Source organism: Pseudomonas sp. 1 R 17 (assembly GCF_900067035.1).
Classification (GTDB): Bacteria; Pseudomonadota; Gammaproteobacteria; order Pseudomonadales; family Pseudomonadaceae; genus Aquipseudomonas; species Aquipseudomonas marginalis.
Map to the genome: position 1 here is coordinate 20,194 of NZ_FKLB01000030.1, position 17,137 is coordinate 37,330.

13 protein-coding genes are annotated in these 17,137 nt (G+C 61.4%); 10 read left to right on the top strand and 3 right to left on the bottom strand.

Translation table 11 applies throughout. From position 1 onward, the window contains the following. The first annotated feature begins 29 nt into the window (after positions 1–29). The 9 genes from BFP99_RS09330 (at position 30) to BFP99_RS09370 (ending at position 13,932) form a co-directional block, all read left to right on the top strand. Entirely contained in the window at positions 30–920 is an 891-nt protein-coding gene (locus tag BFP99_RS09330) for a hypothetical protein (protein WP_065925619.1), read from the top strand. Positions 921–938: 18 nt separating this feature from the next. After that, a complete protein-coding gene (gene rplI, locus BFP99_RS09335) occupies positions 939–1,385 on the top strand; it encodes a 50S ribosomal protein L9 (RefSeq protein ID WP_003171376.1) in 447 nt (148 codons plus the stop codon). A 110-nt stretch (positions 1,386–1,495) separates the two neighbouring features. Beyond that, positions 1,496–2,893 (top strand): replicative DNA helicase, encoded by a 1,398-nt coding sequence (dnaB, locus tag BFP99_RS09340; RefSeq protein ID WP_017526410.1) that lies wholly within the window; start codon positions 1,496–1,498, stop codon positions 2,891–2,893. Positions 2,894–2,989: 96 nt separating this feature from the next. Continuing rightward, on the top strand, positions 2,990–5,293 hold the full coding sequence (locus tag BFP99_RS09345) for a YgiQ family radical SAM protein (RefSeq protein WP_027607690.1): 2,304 nt from the start codon (positions 2,990–2,992) through the stop codon (positions 5,291–5,293). A gap of 157 nt (positions 5,294–5,450) precedes the next feature. Next, positions 5,451–6,371 carry an NAD synthetase gene (locus tag BFP99_RS09350; protein ID WP_065947129.1) on the top strand — a complete coding sequence of 307 codons (921 nt, stop codon included), beginning with the start codon at positions 5,451–5,453 and terminating at the stop codon, positions 6,369–6,371. Continuing rightward, positions 6,368–6,826, top strand: coding sequence for a hypothetical protein (locus BFP99_RS09355; RefSeq protein ID WP_024073094.1), 459 nt, complete (start codon positions 6,368–6,370; stop codon positions 6,824–6,826). The genes BFP99_RS09350 and BFP99_RS09355 overlap by 4 nt, the downstream gene beginning before the upstream one ends. A 342-nt stretch (positions 6,827–7,168) precedes the next feature. After that, positions 7,169–10,459 (top strand): transglutaminase family protein, encoded by a 3,291-nt coding sequence (locus tag BFP99_RS09360; protein ID WP_065947130.1) that lies wholly within the window; start codon positions 7,169–7,171, stop codon positions 10,457–10,459. 96 nt (positions 10,460–10,555) lie between these two features. Beyond that, on the top strand, positions 10,556–13,042 hold the full coding sequence (locus BFP99_RS09365; protein ID WP_065925614.1) for a circularly permuted type 2 ATP-grasp protein: 2,487 nt from the start codon (positions 10,556–10,558) through the stop codon (positions 13,040–13,042). After that, positions 13,042–13,932, top strand: a complete 891-nt coding sequence (locus BFP99_RS09370; RefSeq protein ID WP_065925613.1) for a transglutaminase family protein — start codon at positions 13,042–13,044, stop codon at positions 13,930–13,932. The genes BFP99_RS09365 and BFP99_RS09370 overlap by 1 nt, the downstream gene beginning before the upstream one ends. A gap of 103 nt (positions 13,933–14,035) precedes the next feature. On the opposite strand, the gene BFP99_RS09375 is transcribed toward BFP99_RS09370, so the two are convergent. Beyond that, positions 14,036–14,218, bottom strand: a complete 183-nt coding sequence (locus BFP99_RS09375) for a hypothetical protein (protein ID WP_032890516.1) — start codon at positions 14,216–14,218, stop codon at positions 14,036–14,038. A gap of 332 nt (positions 14,219–14,550) precedes the next feature. Between BFP99_RS09375 and azu the strand changes: the two genes are divergently transcribed. Then, the gene (gene azu / locus BFP99_RS09380) at positions 14,551–14,997 is read left to right on the top strand and encodes an azurin (protein WP_027607696.1); all 447 of its coding nucleotides are present in this window, start codon (positions 14,551–14,553) and stop codon (positions 14,995–14,997) included. A gap of 74 nt (positions 14,998–15,071) precedes the next feature. On the opposite strand, the gene nadE is transcribed toward azu, so the two are convergent. Continuing rightward, positions 15,072–15,899, bottom strand: coding sequence for an ammonia-dependent NAD(+) synthetase (gene nadE / locus BFP99_RS09385; protein WP_065947131.1), 828 nt, complete (start codon positions 15,897–15,899; stop codon positions 15,072–15,074). 3 nt (positions 15,900–15,902) lie between these two features. After that, positions 15,903–17,117 (bottom strand): nicotinate phosphoribosyltransferase, encoded by a 1,215-nt coding sequence (gene pncB, locus BFP99_RS09390; protein ID WP_065947132.1) that lies wholly within the window; start codon positions 17,115–17,117, stop codon positions 15,903–15,905. Between the last annotated feature and the right edge of the window lie 20 nt (positions 17,118–17,137).

Sequence of the window (17,137 nt, forward strand, 5' to 3'; positions counted from 1 at the left end):
CAGTCGACAAGTAGTAAGGGATTGAATGCATGCGCGCCTTAGCTGAGTTCATCATGCGCGGTCGTGTGCAGGCCACTCTGGTAGTGGCTGGATGTGCAGTGTTGCCGTTGTTGTTCTGGTTGGGTGCCGCCGCGGGTTGCCTTGTGCTCCTGCGGCGCGGTTCGGACGCCTTGAGCGTCCTGGGTCTGGGGTTGTTGTCAGTGTTGGTGAGCTGGCATTTCCTGCAAGACCCGACAGCGCTTCTGGTGCTGTTGGGGAGTTGCAGCCTGGCGTTGGTTTTGCGCGCCGGGCATTCCTGGAATCGCGTGCTGCTGGTCAGCACGGCCGTGGGGTTGTTGTGTGCGGTGAGCCTGGGGACCGTCTTCGGTTCCTTCATCGAGTCGTTGGCGCAGACGTTTCAACACGTCTTGCCGCTGGTGATGGGTGAGTCTTACGAGAAGTTCTCGGCAGACCAGAAAGCAGCACTCGCTTCACTGGCAGTTCCGATGTTGATCATTTCGACAGCGGTTTCGGTGCAGGTCTTTAGTGTGTTGTGCCTGATTCTTGGGCGCTATTGGCAGGCGTTGTTGTATAACCCCGGCGGTTTCGGAAGCGAGTTTCGCGCAATCCGGATCCCCAAGCGCGTTGCGCTGTCACTGCTGGCCGTCATGTGCGTTGCCCCGTTTATCGGGTGGCACACCTTGATCCTGTTGCCGTTGTGCGGTGTGCCGCTGTTCTTCGCTGGCTTGTCCCTGATTCACGGGCTTGTCGCGCAGAAAAGACTGGCCAGTTTCTGGCTGGTGGGGATCTACGTCACCGTCCTGCCGCTCATGCACTTGATCGGTCCGTTACTCGTGGTCTTGGCCATTGTCGACAGCCTGATTGATTTTCGCGGACGTTCTGCGCCGAAAGACGCCGATAACGCGAACGGTGAAGGTTAAAAGTTAGAGGATTTTCACATGCAACTGATCCTTCTGGAAAAAGTCGCCAACCTGGGCAACCTGGGCGACAAAGTGAACGTTAAGGCCGGCTACGGTCGTAACTACCTGCTGCCATACGGCAAAGCCACCGCTGCAACCGCTGCCAACCTGGCTGCGTTTGAAGAGCGTCGCGCTGAGCTGGAAAAAGCAGCGGCAGACAAGAAAGCTTCGGCTGAAACTCGCGCTGCCCAACTGGCTGAGCTGGAAGTGACTATCACTGCCACCGCCGGTGACGAAGGCAAGCTGTTCGGTTCGATCGGCACCCACGACATCGCTGATGCACTGACCGCCTCCGGCGTTGAAGTGCAGAAGAGCGAAGTTCGTCTGCCGAACGGCACCATCCGCAACGTAGGCGAATTCGACGTAGCCGTGCACCTGCACGCCGAAGTTGAAGCCACCGTACGCGTTGTCGTGGTAGCAGCTTAAGTCGCACCTAACTGACTGGCACCTCGTGTGTCGGGCAGTTAACATCGGGCACGATCCTGTTTACAGGTCGTGCCTTTTGTTTTTCTACAATCCCCTAATTCCAAGTGGCCATGAACGATATTTCAGCTCCTGAGCAATACGATCTGCAAACCGCTGCCCTGAAGGTGCCGCCGCATTCCATCGAGGCCGAACAGGCCGTGCTCGGTGGCCTGATGCTGGACAACAACGCCTGGGAACGCGTGCTGGATCAAGTCTCGGACGGTGATTTCTATCGTCATGACCACCGCCTGATCTTCCGTGCCATCGCCAAGCTGGCCGACCAGAACTCCCCAATCGACGTGGTGACCCTGGCCGAGCAGTTGGACAAGGAAGGCCAGACCTCCCAGGTCGGTGGCCTGGGCTACCTGGGTGAACTGGCAAAAAACACGCCGTCCGTCGCCAACATCAAGGCCTATGCCCAGATCGTTCGCGAGCGCGCCACCCTGCGCCAGTTGATCGGCATCAGCACCGAAATCGCCGACAGCGCCTTCAACCCCGAAGGTCGCACCGCCGCCGAAATCCTTGACGAAGCCGAGCGCCAGATCTTCCAGATCGCCGAAGCGCGCCCGAAAACCGGCGGCCCGGTCAGCGTCAATGACCTGTTGACCAAGGCCATCGACCGCATCGACACCTTGTTCAACACCGACAACGCCATCACCGGTATTTCCACCGGCTACACCGACCTCGACGAGAAGACCAGCGGCCTGCAGCCGTCCGACCTGATCATCGTCGCCGGTCGTCCATCCATGGGTAAGACCACCTTTGCGATGAACCTGGTGGAAAACGCCGTGTTGCGCAGCGACAAGACCGTACTGGTGTACTCTCTCGAGATGCCAGGCGAATCGCTGATCATGCGTATGCTGTCGTCCCTCGGCCGTATCGACCAGACCAAGGTGCGTGCCGGTCGCCTGGAAGACGACGACTGGCCGCGCCTGACCTCGGCGGTCAACCTGCTCAACGACCGCAAGCTGTTTATCGATGACACCGCCGGTATCAGCCCGTCCGAGATGCGTGCACGTACCCGCCGCCTGGTGCGTGAGCACGGCGACATCGCCCTGATCATGATCGACTACCTGCAGTTGATGCAGATCCCGGGTTCCAGCGGCGATAACCGGACCAACGAAATTTCCGAAATCTCCCGGTCACTCAAGGCCCTGGCCAAGGAATTCAACTGCCCGGTGGTGGCACTGTCCCAGCTCAACCGTTCCCTGGAACAACGCCCCAACAAGCGCCCGGTGAACTCCGACTTGCGGGAATCCGGAGCGATCGAGCAGGATGCCGACGTGATCATGTTCGTGTACCGCGACGAGGTGTATCACCCCGAGACCGAGCACAAAGGCATTGCCGAGATCATTATCGGCAAGCAGCGTAACGGCCCGATCGGCTTTATCCGCCTGGCGTTCATCGGTAAATACACGCGCTTCGAGAACCTGGCGCCGGGCAGCTACAACTTCGACGACGACGAATAACCCGTCTGCTCAATTCCGACCATTACCGTCGGAATTGGTCAAAATTTGTGCTATATTCCGCGCCCGCGATTTTTCATCTCAACACCGGTCACCGTCATGCAAACAGCCAAGCCGTTATTTGACTATCCCAAGTACTGGGCCGAATGTTTCGGCCCTGCGCCATTCCTGCCGATGAGCAGGGAGGAGATGGATCAGCTTGGCTGGGATTCGTGCGACATCATCATCGTCACCGGTGATGCCTACGTGGACCACCCGTCATTCGGCATGGCCATCATCGGCCGGCTGCTGGAGTCCCAGGGCTTCCGCGTCGGGATCATTGCGCAGCCGAACTGGCAGTCCAAAGACGACTTCATGAAACTGGGCGAGCCGAACCTGTTCTTCGGCGTCGCGGCCGGCAACATGGACTCGATGATCAACCGCTACACCGCCGATAAGAAAATCCGTTCCGACGACGCCTACACCCCAGGCGGCATGGCCGGCAAACGCCCGGACCGCGCCAGCCTGGTGTACAGCCAGCGTTGCAAGGAAGCCTACAAGAACGTGCCGATCGTACTCGGCGGCATCGAAGCATCCCTGCGCCGCATCGCCCACTACGACTACTGGCAGGACCGCGTGCGCAACTCGATCCTGATCGACGCCACCGCCGATATCCTGCTGTACGGCAACGCCGAGCGGGCCATCGTCGAAGTCGCCCAGCGCCTGTCGTGGGGCCACAAGATCGAAGACATTACCGATGTGCGCGGCACCGCGTTCATCCGTCGCGATACCCCAGCCGGCTGGTACGAAGTGGATTCCACGCGTATCGATCGCCCGGGCAAGGTCGACAAGATCATCAACCCGTACGTCAACACCCAGGACACCCAGGCCTGCGCCATCGAGCAGGAAAAGGGGCCGGTCGATGATCCGGAAGAAGCCAAGGTCGTGCAGATCCTGGCCAGCCCGCGCATGACCCGCGACAAGACCGTGATCCGCCTGCCCTCGGTGGAAAAAGTCCGTGGCGACGCCGTGCTCTATGCCCACGCCAACCGCGTGCTGCACCTGGAAACCAACCCAGGCAACGCCCGCGCCCTGGTGCAGAAGCACGGCGAAGTGGACGTGTGGTTCAACCCGCCGCCCATTCCGATGACCACCGAAGAAATGGACTACGTGTTCGGCATGCCTTACGCCCGTGTTCCGCACCCGGCGTACGGCAAGGAGAAGATCCCGGCCTACGACATGATCCGTTTCTCGGTGAACATCATGCGTGGCTGCTTCGGCGGCTGCACCTTCTGCTCGATCACCGAGCACGAAGGGCGGATCATCCAGAACCGTTCCGAAGAGTCGATCATTCGCGAAATCGAAGAGATCCGCGACAAGGTGCCGGGCTTCACCGGTGTGATCTCCGACCTCGGCGGCCCGACTGCGAACATGTACCGCATTGCCTGCAAGAGCCCGGAAATCGAATCCGCGTGCCGCAAGCCGTCGTGCGTGTTCCCCGGTATCTGCCCGAACCTGAACACCGACCACTCGTCGTTGATCCAGCTGTATCGAAGCGCCCGTGCATTGCCGGGTGTGAAGAAGATCCTGATCGCTTCCGGCCTGCGCTACGACCTCGCGGTCGAGTCGCCGGAATACGTCAAGGAGCTGGTCACCCACCACGTCGGTGGCTACCTCAAGATCGCCCCGGAACACACCGAGGAAGGTCCGCTCAACCAGATGATGAAGCCGGGCATTGGCAGCTATGACAAGTTCAAGCGCATGTTCGAGAAGTACACCAAGGAAGCGGGCAAGGAGCAGTACCTGATCCCTTACTTCATCGCGGCTCACCCGGGCACCACCGATGAAGACATGATGAACCTGGCCCTGTGGCTCAAGGGCAACGGCTTCCGCGCCGACCAGGTGCAGGCGTTCTACCCGTCGCCGATGGCCACCGCCACCGCGATGTACCACTCGGGCAAGAACCCGCTGCGCAAGGTCACCTACAAGAGCGACGCGGTGACCATCGTCAAGAGCGAGGAGCAGCGCCGCCTGCACAAGGCGTTCCTGCGCTATCACGACCCGAAGGGCTGGCCGATGCTGCGTGAAGCGTTGACCCGCATGGGCCGTGCCGACCTGATCGGGCCGGGCAAGGACCAACTGATCCCGCTGCACCAGCCGAGCACCGACAGCTACCAGAGCGCCCGTCGCAAGAACTCGACGCCGGCCGGTAGCCACAAGGTCGCCAAGGAAACTACCACCAGGATCCTTACCCAGCACACCGGCCTGCCGCCCCGTGGCAGCGACGGCAGCAACCCGTGGGACAAGCGTGAGCAAGCCAAGGCGGCGGCCCAGGCGCGTAACAAGCAGGCGGCCAAGGAACGCAGCGATGCGGCCAAGGGCAAGGGCGGCAAGCCGGCCCGCAAGCCGGTCGTGCCGCGTTGATCGTCGCTTGAAAATGCAAACGCCAGCCTTGTGCTGGCGTTTTGCTTTCTAGGCGGTGGGGAGTCTGTTTGTTAAGGTGGCGCCCATTAAATTGCCATCGGGGGCTTGCCCCCGATAGCGTCAGTCCAGTCTCCACCCCTTCAAGGAAGAACACCCCATGGGCAACCCCCTGGCCGGCATCGGCATGGACTCCAACCGCTCCCAGTTCATGGCGCGCCAGCGCATCGAAAGCCTGATCAACCTGCCACGGCTGTTCGCGGCCATCGACGCCGACCCCAGCATCGTCGGCGCGGGGGTGGTGTATATCGACGCTGACTTCAATGTCATTACCCTGCGCGAATTCAAGCCCATCTGCAGCATCAAGCCCAAGCGCATCATTTTGCGTGAAGCGCAGAAGTACATTGCGCCAACACAGTTTGCTCAACATGTCGTGAGCAATCCTCGAGAATCGCGACTGATTGGCGAAGCCGTGAATACCGGAATCTCCTGCTTGGGGGCGGTCATCAGTTGGGCTGCGATCGCCAGTGGAACAATTCTGGTGCCTTTCAGCGCTGGCGCCAGTTCCGTCATCGTTGTAGTGGGGTATGCGGCTGCCGGCGCAAGTACGCTTCAGTGTTTCAACGGCATTGCCCGAACAGCGCTGGAAGTCGCCAAACCTGAGGTCAAGGATTCGCTCGACAGTGAAGGCTGGTACCAGAATGCGTCCATCGTGCTGGACGCTGTATCACTGGCAGGCGTGGGCGCTTCGGCCCTGACGACGGTCAAGCTGGTCAGGGCCGCCAAAGCATCGACGGGCAAGAGCCTGCGTGATGTGCTTCGCGGTTTGAATCGCCAGGAAAGAGCCAAGCTGACGAAAGAGCTGCTGAGCATCAACCATCCCAGCTTGACCGCGAAGATGATCAAATTGAGGCAGGCGTCGGGCGAACTCACCAAGCGTTTCACCCCTACGCAGCTCAAGCACAGCACCACTACCCAGATCAAAGACGTCCTGGGCGCAAGCGTTGGGTTTGGCGGGAGTGCCTACTCCGGAAACGTCAACACCATCGCGATTGGACTGTACGAGGAGGTAAGCGAATGAGCGAATTGATGACGCTACGCGACTTTTTCAGACAATACTTTCTGACGTTTATGGGCGGCGTATTTGCTGCGTGTTTTTCTTTGGCGTTGGCTGTGGCGCTGGCGTTCATCACCTATTTTCGTGATGCGCCGATGGCTCAAGTGGGGCTCAAGATCATGTCTGCCGGGGCGCTGCTCATTCTGTTGACGGTCCATAGCAACTTTATGATTTTGCGGGGCCGACCCTCCTGGGTGTGGGTAATGGTCGGTATCTATGTCGCCTGTCTACTGTTTGTAGTTCCGATGGTTCAATTCCAGCCCCACAAAGTCCTTTATGGGTTGGCGCTGTTATTCCCATTGCTCGGATTATTGACACTTAACAGTAAGGTTCAACGAGAGATGCGCACGAAACTCGTGGGAATCCGTCGTATTCGGCAGGCGGTCAAATCAACCGTCAGATCGAGTAGTCGCATGTGAAGGAGCCGCCTTCGATAAACGGTTTTCTCGCGCGCTATTTCCCGCTGTTGGGTTTACTGCTGCTAAATAGCAAACGCCACCGCGAAATGCGCAAAAAACTGTCCGAGATACGCCACCTGCGCCAAGCCGTAATCGCAAAGCGCAAAACCCGTTGATTGGGTAGATTCGCCACCCATCCTCACATTAACGCCACAAATATGTGCGGCGCCTGCACCACGACACCACCGTCGGCGCCGTTTTGGTGCTGTACTGCACCGGGTCTTACGATAAAGCGCAATGACCGCCGCTCTGGCATAAGTCTTGCGCGCTTTGTGTCCATGCCCTGGCTCGCAGGAGGCCGCCGTGTCGATTCATGTCGCGTTGCACCATGTTACGCATTACCGCTACGACCGCGCGGTCGAACTTGGCCCACAGATCGTGCGTCTGCGCCCGGCGGCCCATAGCCGTACGCGGATTTTGTCCTATGCACTCAAAGTGCTGCCCGAGCAGCACTTCATCAATTGGCAGCAGGACCCCCAGGGCAATTACCTGGCGCGTCTGGTGTTCCCGGAAAAGACCGATGAACTGCGCATCGAGGTTGACCTGGTCGCCGAGATGGCGGTGTTCAACCCGTTCGATTTTTTCCTTGAGCCCTACGCCGAAAAAATCCCCTTCAGCTACGCCGCCGATGAACAGCGCGAGCTGGCGCCGTACTTGGAAACCCTGCCGCTGACGCCGAGGTTTGCCGCCTACCTGGCGGGTATCGACCGCACGCCGTTGCCGGCCGTGGACTTCCTGGTGGGCCTCAACCAGCGCCTGGCCGCCGACATCGGCTACCTGATCCGCATGGAACCGGGGGTGCAAACCCCGGAATTCACCCTGGAAAACGCTTCCGGCTCCTGCCGTGATTCGGCCTGGCTGCTGGTGCAATTGCTGCGCAACCTCGGGTTGGCGGCGCGGTTTGTGTCCGGTTATCTGATCCAGCTGACCGCCGACGTCAAAGCCCTCGACGGCCCCTCCGGCACCGAAGTCGACTTCACCGACCTGCACGCCTGGTGCGAAGTGTATTTGCCCGGTGCCGGCTGGATCGGCCTGGATGCCACCTCCGGGTTGTTCGCCGGTGAAGGGCATATCCCGTTGGCCTGTAGTCCCGATCCATCGTCCGCCGCGCCGATCAGTGGGCTGGTGGAACCCTGCGAGTGCGAATTTACCCACGAGATGTCGGTGGAGCGCATCTGGGAAGCGCCACGGGTCACCAAGCCCTACACCGAAGAGCAATGGCTGGCGATCCAGGCCCTGGGCCGGCAGATCGATGGCGACCTGCTCAAGGATGATGTACGCCTGACCATGGGCGGCGAGCCGACCTTCGTCTCCATCGACGACCCCGACGGCGCCGAGTGGAACACCGCAGCCCTCGGGCCGGATAAGCGGCGCTTGTCCGCCGAACTGTTCCAGCGCATGCGCAAGCATTACGCGCCCAAGGGCCTGGTGCACTTCGGCCAGGGCAAGTGGTACCCCGGCGAGCAATTGCCGCGCTGGTCGCTTAACTGCTACTGGCGCCGTGACGGCGTGCCCATCTGGCACAACAGCGCGCTGATCGCCGATGAACAACAGGACTACGGCGCCGATGGCGTAATGGCCGGGCGCTTCCTGGCCAGCGTCGCCGAGCGCCTGAAGTTGCCGGCGCGCTTTGTATTCCCGGCCTTCGAAGACAACTTCTACTACCTGTGGCGTGAAGGTGCGTTGCCGCAAAACGTCACGGCCCAGGACCCGCGCTTGAGCGACGAACTGGAGCGCGAACGCTTGCGCAAGGTGTTCAGCCAGGGCCTGGATAAAGTCATCGGTCAGGTACTGCCGCTGGCTCGTACGGCGGCCAATGACCGCTGGCAGAGCGGGCGCTGGTACCTGCGCGATAACCATTGCCGTCTGGTGCCGGGGGATTCGCCGCTGGGCTATCGCCTGCCGTTGGCCTCGCAGCCGTGGGTGACGGCGGCGGAGTATCCGTTCGTGCACCCCACCGACCCTAACCAGGATCAGCCGGAACTGCCGACCAGCACGCAACTGCAAAGCCATGGCGCCCCCGCGCCGAGCGACGAGCGAGTGCCCGAGGTCGACGAGTCCGCCGACTGGCTGACCCGCACCGCCCTGTGTGCCGAAGCGCGGGAAGGGCGCCTTTACCTGTTTATGCCGCCCCTGGAACGCGTCGAGGATTACCTGGAACTGGTGGCCGCCATCGAAGCCACCGCCGAGGAATTGCATTGCCCGGTGCTGCTGGAAGGCTACGAACCACCGTTCGATATGCGCCTGAGCAACTTCCGCGTCACGCCGGATCCGGGTGTGATCGAGGTCAACGTGCAGCCGTCCGCGACCTGGGACGAGTTGGTGGAACGCACCGAATTCCTCTACGAGGAGGCGCGGCAGACCCGGCTGACCACCGAGAAGTTCATGATCGACGGCCGCCATACCGGCACCGGCGGCGGTAACCACTTTGTGCTGGGGGGCGCGACGCCCAAGGATTCGCCGTTCCTGCGCCGGCCCGATCTGCTGCGCAGCCTGATCAGCTATTGGCATAACCACCCCTCGCTGTCGTACCTGTTTTCCGGCCTGTTTATCGGCCCGACCTCCCAGGCACCGCGGGTCGACGAAGCCCGCAACGACGCGCTGTATGAGCTGGAAATCGCCTTTGCGCAAATGCCGCAGCCGGGTGAAGAATGCCCGCCCTGGTTGGTGGATCGCCTGCTGCGCAACCTGTTGATCGACGTAACGGGCAATACCCACCGCGCCGAATTCTGTATCGACAAACTCTACTCGCCCGACGGTGCCACGGGCCGCCTGGGCCTTCTCGAGTTGCGGGCCTTTGAAATGCCGCCCCACGCACGCATGAGCCTGACCCAGCAATTGCTGCTGCGGGCCTTGGTGGCGCGCTTCTGGCGTGAACCCTATGCGCCGCCGAAACTGGCGCGCTGGGGCACCGAATTGCATGACCGCTTCCTGTTGCCGCACTTTATCGAGCAGGATTTTGCCGACGTGATCGTCGAGTTGAACGCCGCCGGTTACCCGTTACGCGCCGAATGGTTCGCCGCGCACCTGGAGTTCCGCTTCCCCAAGGTGGGCGATTACGCCGTCAGCGGGATCGAACTGGAACTGCGCCAGGCCCTGGAGCCTTGGCATGTACTGGGCGAAGAGGGCGCGGTGGGCGGCACGGTGCGCTATGTGGATTCGTCCCTGGAGCGCTTGCAGGTGAAGGTGAGTGGGCTGCCGCCGCAACGCTACCTGCTGACCTGCAATGGCATCCCGGTGCCGCTGCAACCGACCGGGCGCATTGGCGAGTTCGTCGCCGGCGTGCGTTACCGCGCCTGGCAACCGGCCAATTGCCTGCAACCGACCATCCCGGTGCACGCGCCGCTGGTGTTCGACCTGCTGGACACCTGGATGCAGCGCTCCCTGGGCGGCTGCCAGTACCATGTTGCGCATCCGGGCGGGCGTAACTACGACAGCCTGCCGGTAAACGCCAATGAGGCGGAGAGCCGGCGCATGGCGCGGTTTTTCCGTCTCGGCCATACACCAGGAAAGCTCACCGTGCCGAGTGTTGTGATCAATGACGAATTGCCGATGACCCTGGATCTGCGGCGTCACCCCAATAAAAATGACTAAAAGCGATCACAATGTGGGAGGGAGCAAGCGCCCTCCCACATTAGATTGCAGTGAATTTGAATTAAACTGAGCCCCTTTGCCTCTGCCGAGCGTTCCATGCCCGACTTGCTCGACCAATACCCGCTGACCGCGGGTACTTATCACGAACTGCTGGACGACAGTGGCGCAGTACGCGCCCATTGGCAGCGCTTGCTCGATCACCTGCAACGCAGCACACCCGCGCAACTGGCCCAGCGCCAGGCGCTGCTGACAAGGCAGATCCAGGAAAACGGCGTCACCTATAACGTCTACGCCGACCCCAAGGGCGCCGATCGCCCTTGGGAACTGGACCTGCTGCCCCATGTGCTGGCGGCCGATGAATGGCAGCAGCTGTCAGCCGGTATCGCCCAGCGTGCGCGCCTGCTCAACGCCGTACTGGCGGACCTCTACGGGCCGCAACGCTTGATCAAGGAAGGCCTGCTGCCGGCCGAACTGGTGTTCGGGCATAACAATTTCCTCTGGCCGTGCCAGGGCATCCAACCGCCTGACGGTGCGTTTCTGCACCTGTATGCCGTGGACCTGGCGCGTACCCCGGATGGCCGCTGGTGGGTCACCGCCGACCGTACGCAAGCGCCTTCGGGCGCCGGTTATGCGTTGGAAAACCGCACCATCGTGTCCCGCGCCTTTCCGGACCTGTACCGTGATCTGCAGGTGCAGCACCTCACCGGTTTCTTCCGCACGCTCCAGGAAACCCTGGCCCGCCAGGCGCCGAGCGATGACCAGCCACCGCTGATCGTGTTGCTCACCCCTGGGCGTTTCAACGAAAGCTATTTTGAACACCTGTACCTCGCGCGTCAGCTCGGCTACCCGCTGGTGGAAGGCGGCGACCTCACGGTGCGCGACAGCACGGTGTTCCTGAAAACCCTCAGTGGCCTGCGCCGGGTGCACGCGATCATGCGTCGCCTCGACGATGACTTCTGCGACCCGCTGGAGCTGCGTACCGACTCCGCCCTCGGCGTACCCGGCCTGCTCGACGCCGCGCGCCAGGGCAATGTACTGGTGGCCAATGCCCTGGGCAGCGGCGTGCTGGAGTCCCCCGGTTTGCTCGGCTTTCTGCCCAGGATCAACCAGTTCCTGTTCGGCGAAGAATTGCTCTTGCCCTCCATCGCCACCTGGTGGTGCGGTGAGGCGCCGGTGCTCGCCGAGGCCTTGGAGAAACTGCCGGAACTGCTGATCAAACCGGCGTTTCCGTCGCAAAGTTTTGCCCCGGTATTCGGTCGCGACTTGAATGACGAGCAACGCCAGGCCTTGGCCGAACGCATGCGCGCGCGGCCTTACGCCTACGTCGCCCAGGAGCTGGCACAACTGTCCCAGGCACCGGTGTGGCACACCGTGGAGGATCACCTGCAACACCGCGCCATCGGCATGCGCGTGTATGCCGTGGCCAGCGCGGAGGGCTACCGCGTACTGCCCGGCGGCCTGACCCGTGTGGCGGCGGACGCCGATGCCGAAGTGGTGTCGATGCAACGCGGCGGCGCCAGCAAGGACACCTGGGTGCTGGGCGAACGCGCCAGCAGTGGCGAGCATTGGCGCGCCCAGCGCGCGATTGGTGCACACGACCTGGTGCGCCGCGACCCTTATCTGCCGTCCCGCGTGGTGGAAAACCTGTTCTGGTTCGGCCGTTACTGCGAGCGCTGCGACGACAGCGCACGCTGGCTGCGCATCGTGCTGGCGCGCTATGTCGACGGCGACGACCCCTTGGCCTTGCAGGCGGCGGTCGAGTTGGGTGAAAACCTGCGCCTGCTGCCGGAGGAGGGCGAGCTGCCCGAGCGTTTGCAGGCGGCCTTGCTCGGCGATGATTGGCCGTCGAGCCTGCGCGCCAACCTGCAACGCTTGCAGTGGGCGGCGTCCCAGGTGCGCGGCAAGTTGTCCCGTGAGAACTGGCAGGCCCTGGTGGAGTTGCAGCGCGAAGCCCTGGAGCTGGAGAGCGAAAGCCCGGATTTTGGTGAGTTGCTGGACTTTCTCAACCGCCTGGTAATGTCCCTGGCGGCGCTGTCCGGGTTTGCCCTCGACGACATGACCCGCGACGAAGGCTGGCGCTTCCTGATGATGGGCCGGCGCATCGAGCGCCTGCAATTTCTCAGCAGCAGCCTGGCGGCATTCCTGCGCGGCGTGGCGGTGTTCGATCAAGCGGGCCTGGAGTGGTTGCTGGAGCTCGGCAACAGCAGCATCACCTACCGCTCGCGCTACCTGGCGGTGCCGCAGCTGATTCCGGTCCTGGATTTGTTGTTGCTGGATGAACAGAACCCCCACGCGGTGCTGTTCCAGCTGAAACTGGTGAGCCGTACCCTGCGCCGTCTTAATGATGATTTCGGTGTGCCACGGGAGACCGGGTTGGCGCCGTTGGTGGAGCGCCTGGCGCGTTTCGACCTGGCGTGCCTGGAGAACCCGTTGTTTGGCGAATCCAGCGTGCGTGCCGCACTGGAAGGCCTGGCCGACCTGCTGCAGGCGGTCGCCGATGAGAGTGGGCAAGTGTCGGATCGTCTGGCTTTGCGCCACTTTGCCCATGTGGATGATGTCAGTCAGCAAACGGTGTCGGTGTGATGAGTGCGCGCTACCAGATTTTCCACGATACCCATTACCACTACGACAGCCCGGTGTCCCTGGCCCAGCAGCTCGCGCATTTATGGCCGAGGCCGTGCGCCTGGCAGCGTTGCAGCGACCAGCAACTGGATATCAGCCCGCAGCCGTCGTCACGCCGGGATGAGCTGGACGTGTTCGGCAACCCGATCACCCGCCTGGCTTTCGAGCGGCCCCATGATGAATTACTGGTGAACGCTGGGCTGACTGTGGAAGTGCTGGCGCGGCCGGTGCTGGATTTCCAGCACTCGCCCGCCTGGGACCAGACCCGCGACAGCCTGACCTACAGCAGCCAGCCACTGTCGCCCGAGTTGATCGAAGCCTGTCGTTATCGCTTCGAATCGCCCTACGTACACCTGAAGAAGACCTTCGTCGAGTTCTCCGAGAGCTGCTTCCCTCCTGGTGCGCCCTTGCTATTGGGGGTGCAGGCCTTGATGGAAAAGATCTTCAGCGAATTCACCTTCGATGCCGAAGCTACCCAGGTCGCCACGCCGCTGGTGGAGGTGCTGGAGCGCCGACGCGGCGTGTGCCAGGACTTCGCCCACCTGATGCTCGCCTGCCTGCGCTCGCGCGGCCTGGCGGCGCGTTATATCAGCGGCTACCTGCTCACCCAGCCACCGCCCGGCCAGCCACGGCTGATCGGCGCCGATGCCTCCCACGCGTGGGTCTCGGTGTATTGCCCGGTATCGGGCTGGGTGGATTTCGATCCGACGAACAATGTGCAGCCGGCGCTGGAGCACATCACCCTGGCCTGGGGCCGGGATTTCTCCGATGTGTCGCCGTTGCGTGGGGTGATTCTGGGGGGAGGGACCCATGACCCGGAGGTGCGGGTGACGGTGATGCCGCTGATGTAGGAGCGAGCTTGCTCGCGAAGAACCTGAGGGCGCCGCGTTGATCTTGGCTTCCCGCGTTATCGTTGACGTTCTTCGCGAGCAAGCTCGCTCCTACAGTAAATAATTATTCAGCCGGGTCTTTCGGGGTTTCAGTCTCGTCTGCTGCCACTTCACCTTCGGCATCCGGGTTCAGTGCGCCCGCTTCTTCATCGACAGCGGCTTTCTTGCGTTGCAGTTTTTCCTCTTTCTTCTGTTCCTTGGCCAAGTCTCTCTGACGTTTGGCGAAGGAGTAATTAGGTTTGGCCATGGGCGATCCTCTAGGGTCGAAGGTGAGGGTGGCGGCGCGCAGCTGCCTTGGGACGACATGGTAGCAGCTTCAAGGGGCGCTTGGCCTTCACTTACCGCAGGCGTACGCGGCCAGGAGGCCATTGAACAGTTGGTTGAGGTGCATGGCTCGGGCTCCAGTGGGTGATGGGCCGATCATAGACAGCCTGCGGCACTTTGGCTGGTTGATTGTGTCGATAAGTCTGATAGCCTAAAGTTGTATACAATCTGTTGATTCAGGTCATAAGAATTTTTGCCTGCCTCAGGCACCCTTGTCGCATTACGCGTTGTTTAAACCCTGCCTTGGAGATTCACATGTTTGCCAAACTCGTTGCTGTTTCCCTGCTGACTCTGGCCAGCGGCCAGTTGCTTGCTGCAGAGTGCAAGGTCACCGTCGACTCCACTGACCAGATGTCCTTCAACACCAAGGAAATCACGATCGACAAGAGCTGCAAGACGTTCACTGTCGAGCTGACTCACTCCGGCAGCCTGCCGAAAAACGTCATGGGTCATAACTGGGTGCTGACCAGCGCCGCCAACATGCAGCCGGTTGCCACTGATGGCATGGCTGCTGGCATCGACAAGAACTACCTGAAAGAGGGTGACGATCGCATCATCGCCCACACCAAGATCATTGGTGCCGGCGAGAAGGATTCGGTGACCTTCGATGTCTCGAAACTGGCGGCCGGTACGGATTACGCGTTCTTCTGCTCGTTCCCGGGCCACATCTCGATGATGAAAGGCACTGTGGTCCTGAAGTAAGACCGCGTTATCGTTCATCGGGGGCTTGCCCCCGATGACTGCCTGCCAATCAACACACCACTATCTGGCTCACCTCAAGGCGCAAACGGCATCACCCGCTTGTGCTCGGTCTTGCGGTACGTCTCGCAAATAATCCGGAACGCTTCCTCACGCACCGGCTCACCGTGCAGGAACGCATCGATCTCGGCATAGGTCACGCCATGTGACGCTTCATCCGGCTTACCTGGCGACAGGTCTTCAAGGTCGGCCGTCGGCACCTTCTCCACCAACGACTCCGGCGCACCAAAGAACCGTGCAATCGCGCGTACCTGGTTTTTCACCAGGCCGCTCAACGGCGCCAGGTCGCAGGCGCCATCGCCGAACTTGGTGAAAAAGCCCATCACCGCTTCCGCCGCATGATCGGTACCGATCACCAGGCCGCTGGCCGCGCCGGCGATGGTGTACTGCGCCACCATGCGCATGCGCGCCTTGGTGTTGCCGAGCACGAAGTCGCGGGACACCGCCGCCTTGCCTTCAAACGCCGCCACTTCATTGGCCAGGGCTTTCACCGCCGGGCCGATGTTCACGGTGTGGCGCTCGTCCGGGTCGATAAAGTCCACCGAGGCCTGGGCATCGATTTCATCGAACTGGGTTTCGTAGGGCAGGCGCACGGCGATAAAGCGGTAGGCCTCGTCACCGGTGCGGGAGCGCAGTTCCTGCATCGCGCGTTGGGCCAAGAGGCCGGCAGTCAGGGAGTCGACGCCGCCGCTGATGCCCAGCACCAGTGTCTTGAGCCCGGAATTGCGCAGGCAGTCCTGGATAAACGCTACGCGCCGGGCAACTTCGGCCTCGAGGGCGGTCTGGTCCTTGAACGGCGCTTGGACCTTGAGCTGTTCAGCAATCTCACGCTGTACGGCTTGCATGATTCACTCCTTGCTAGAGATGGCAGGTACTTTGAAAACATGACGCAAATAGGCGACAAAATTCGGGTCGGTGCAGTGGGTCTTGCCCGCTTCATCGGAGATCTTCGCGACGGGCTGGCCATTGCAGGCGGTCATTTTAAGCACGATGCTCATCGGTTCCACCCCTGGAATATCGCAGGTCAGGTTGGTGCCGATGCCGAAGCTCACATTAATGCGACCACGCAACGCGCGGAATATCTCCAGGGCCTTGGGCAACGACAGGCTGTCGGAGAACACCAGGGTCTTGCTCATCGGCTCGATGCCCAGCTTGTGGTAGTGGGCAATGGCTTTTTCGGCCCACTGCACCGGGTCGCCGGAGTCATGGCGCAGGCCATCGAACAGCTTGGCGAAGTACAAGTCGAAGTCGCCAAGGAAGGCGTCGGTGGTGATGCAATCGGTCAGGGCGATACCCAGCAGGCCCCGGTATTCGCGGACCCAACAGTCGAGGGCGGCGATCTGGCTGTCGATCAGGCGCGGGCCGAGTTGCTGGTGGGCCATGATCCATTCATGGGCCATGGTGCCCAACGGCTTCATATCGAACTCGCGGGCCAGGTGTACGTTGCTGGTGCCGACAAAACGCCCGGGGAAGTCATGCTTGAGCACGCTGACCACCTCTTCCTGCACGCGGTATGAGAAGCGTCGGCGCGTGCCGAAGTCGGCCACTTGCAACTCGGCCAGCTCGTCGCTGCTGGCGTTGGCCGTCAGCCAGTCGAACTTGCGGTACAGCTGCTCGCGGGCCTGTTCGAGGATCACCGTCTGGTAGCGGTAGCGGTTACGCACTTCGCTGACGATCGCCAGCATCGGCACTTCAAACAGAATCACATGCAGCCACGGCCCGCGCAGGCGGATAAACAACTCGCCGTTCTCGATGCCGGTCTGCACATAGCGCAGGTTGAAGCGAAACAGCCCGAGAAAACGCAAAAAATCCGGCTTCATAAAGCTGATGCGTTCCAGGAACCCCAATTGGTCGGGGCTCAAGCTCAGCTCGGCGAGGCGCTCGATCTGGTAGCGGATCTCCGCCAGGTACGGGCGCAGGTCTTCGCTGTTGCGGCAACGAAACTCCCATTCAACTTCCACGTTGGGGTAGTTGTGCAGCACCGCCTGCATCATGGTCAGCTTGTAGAAGTCGGTGTCGAGCAAGTTCTGCACGATGCGATCGGCAAACACACTCTCGCTCATAACGGGAATCTCCAGACAGG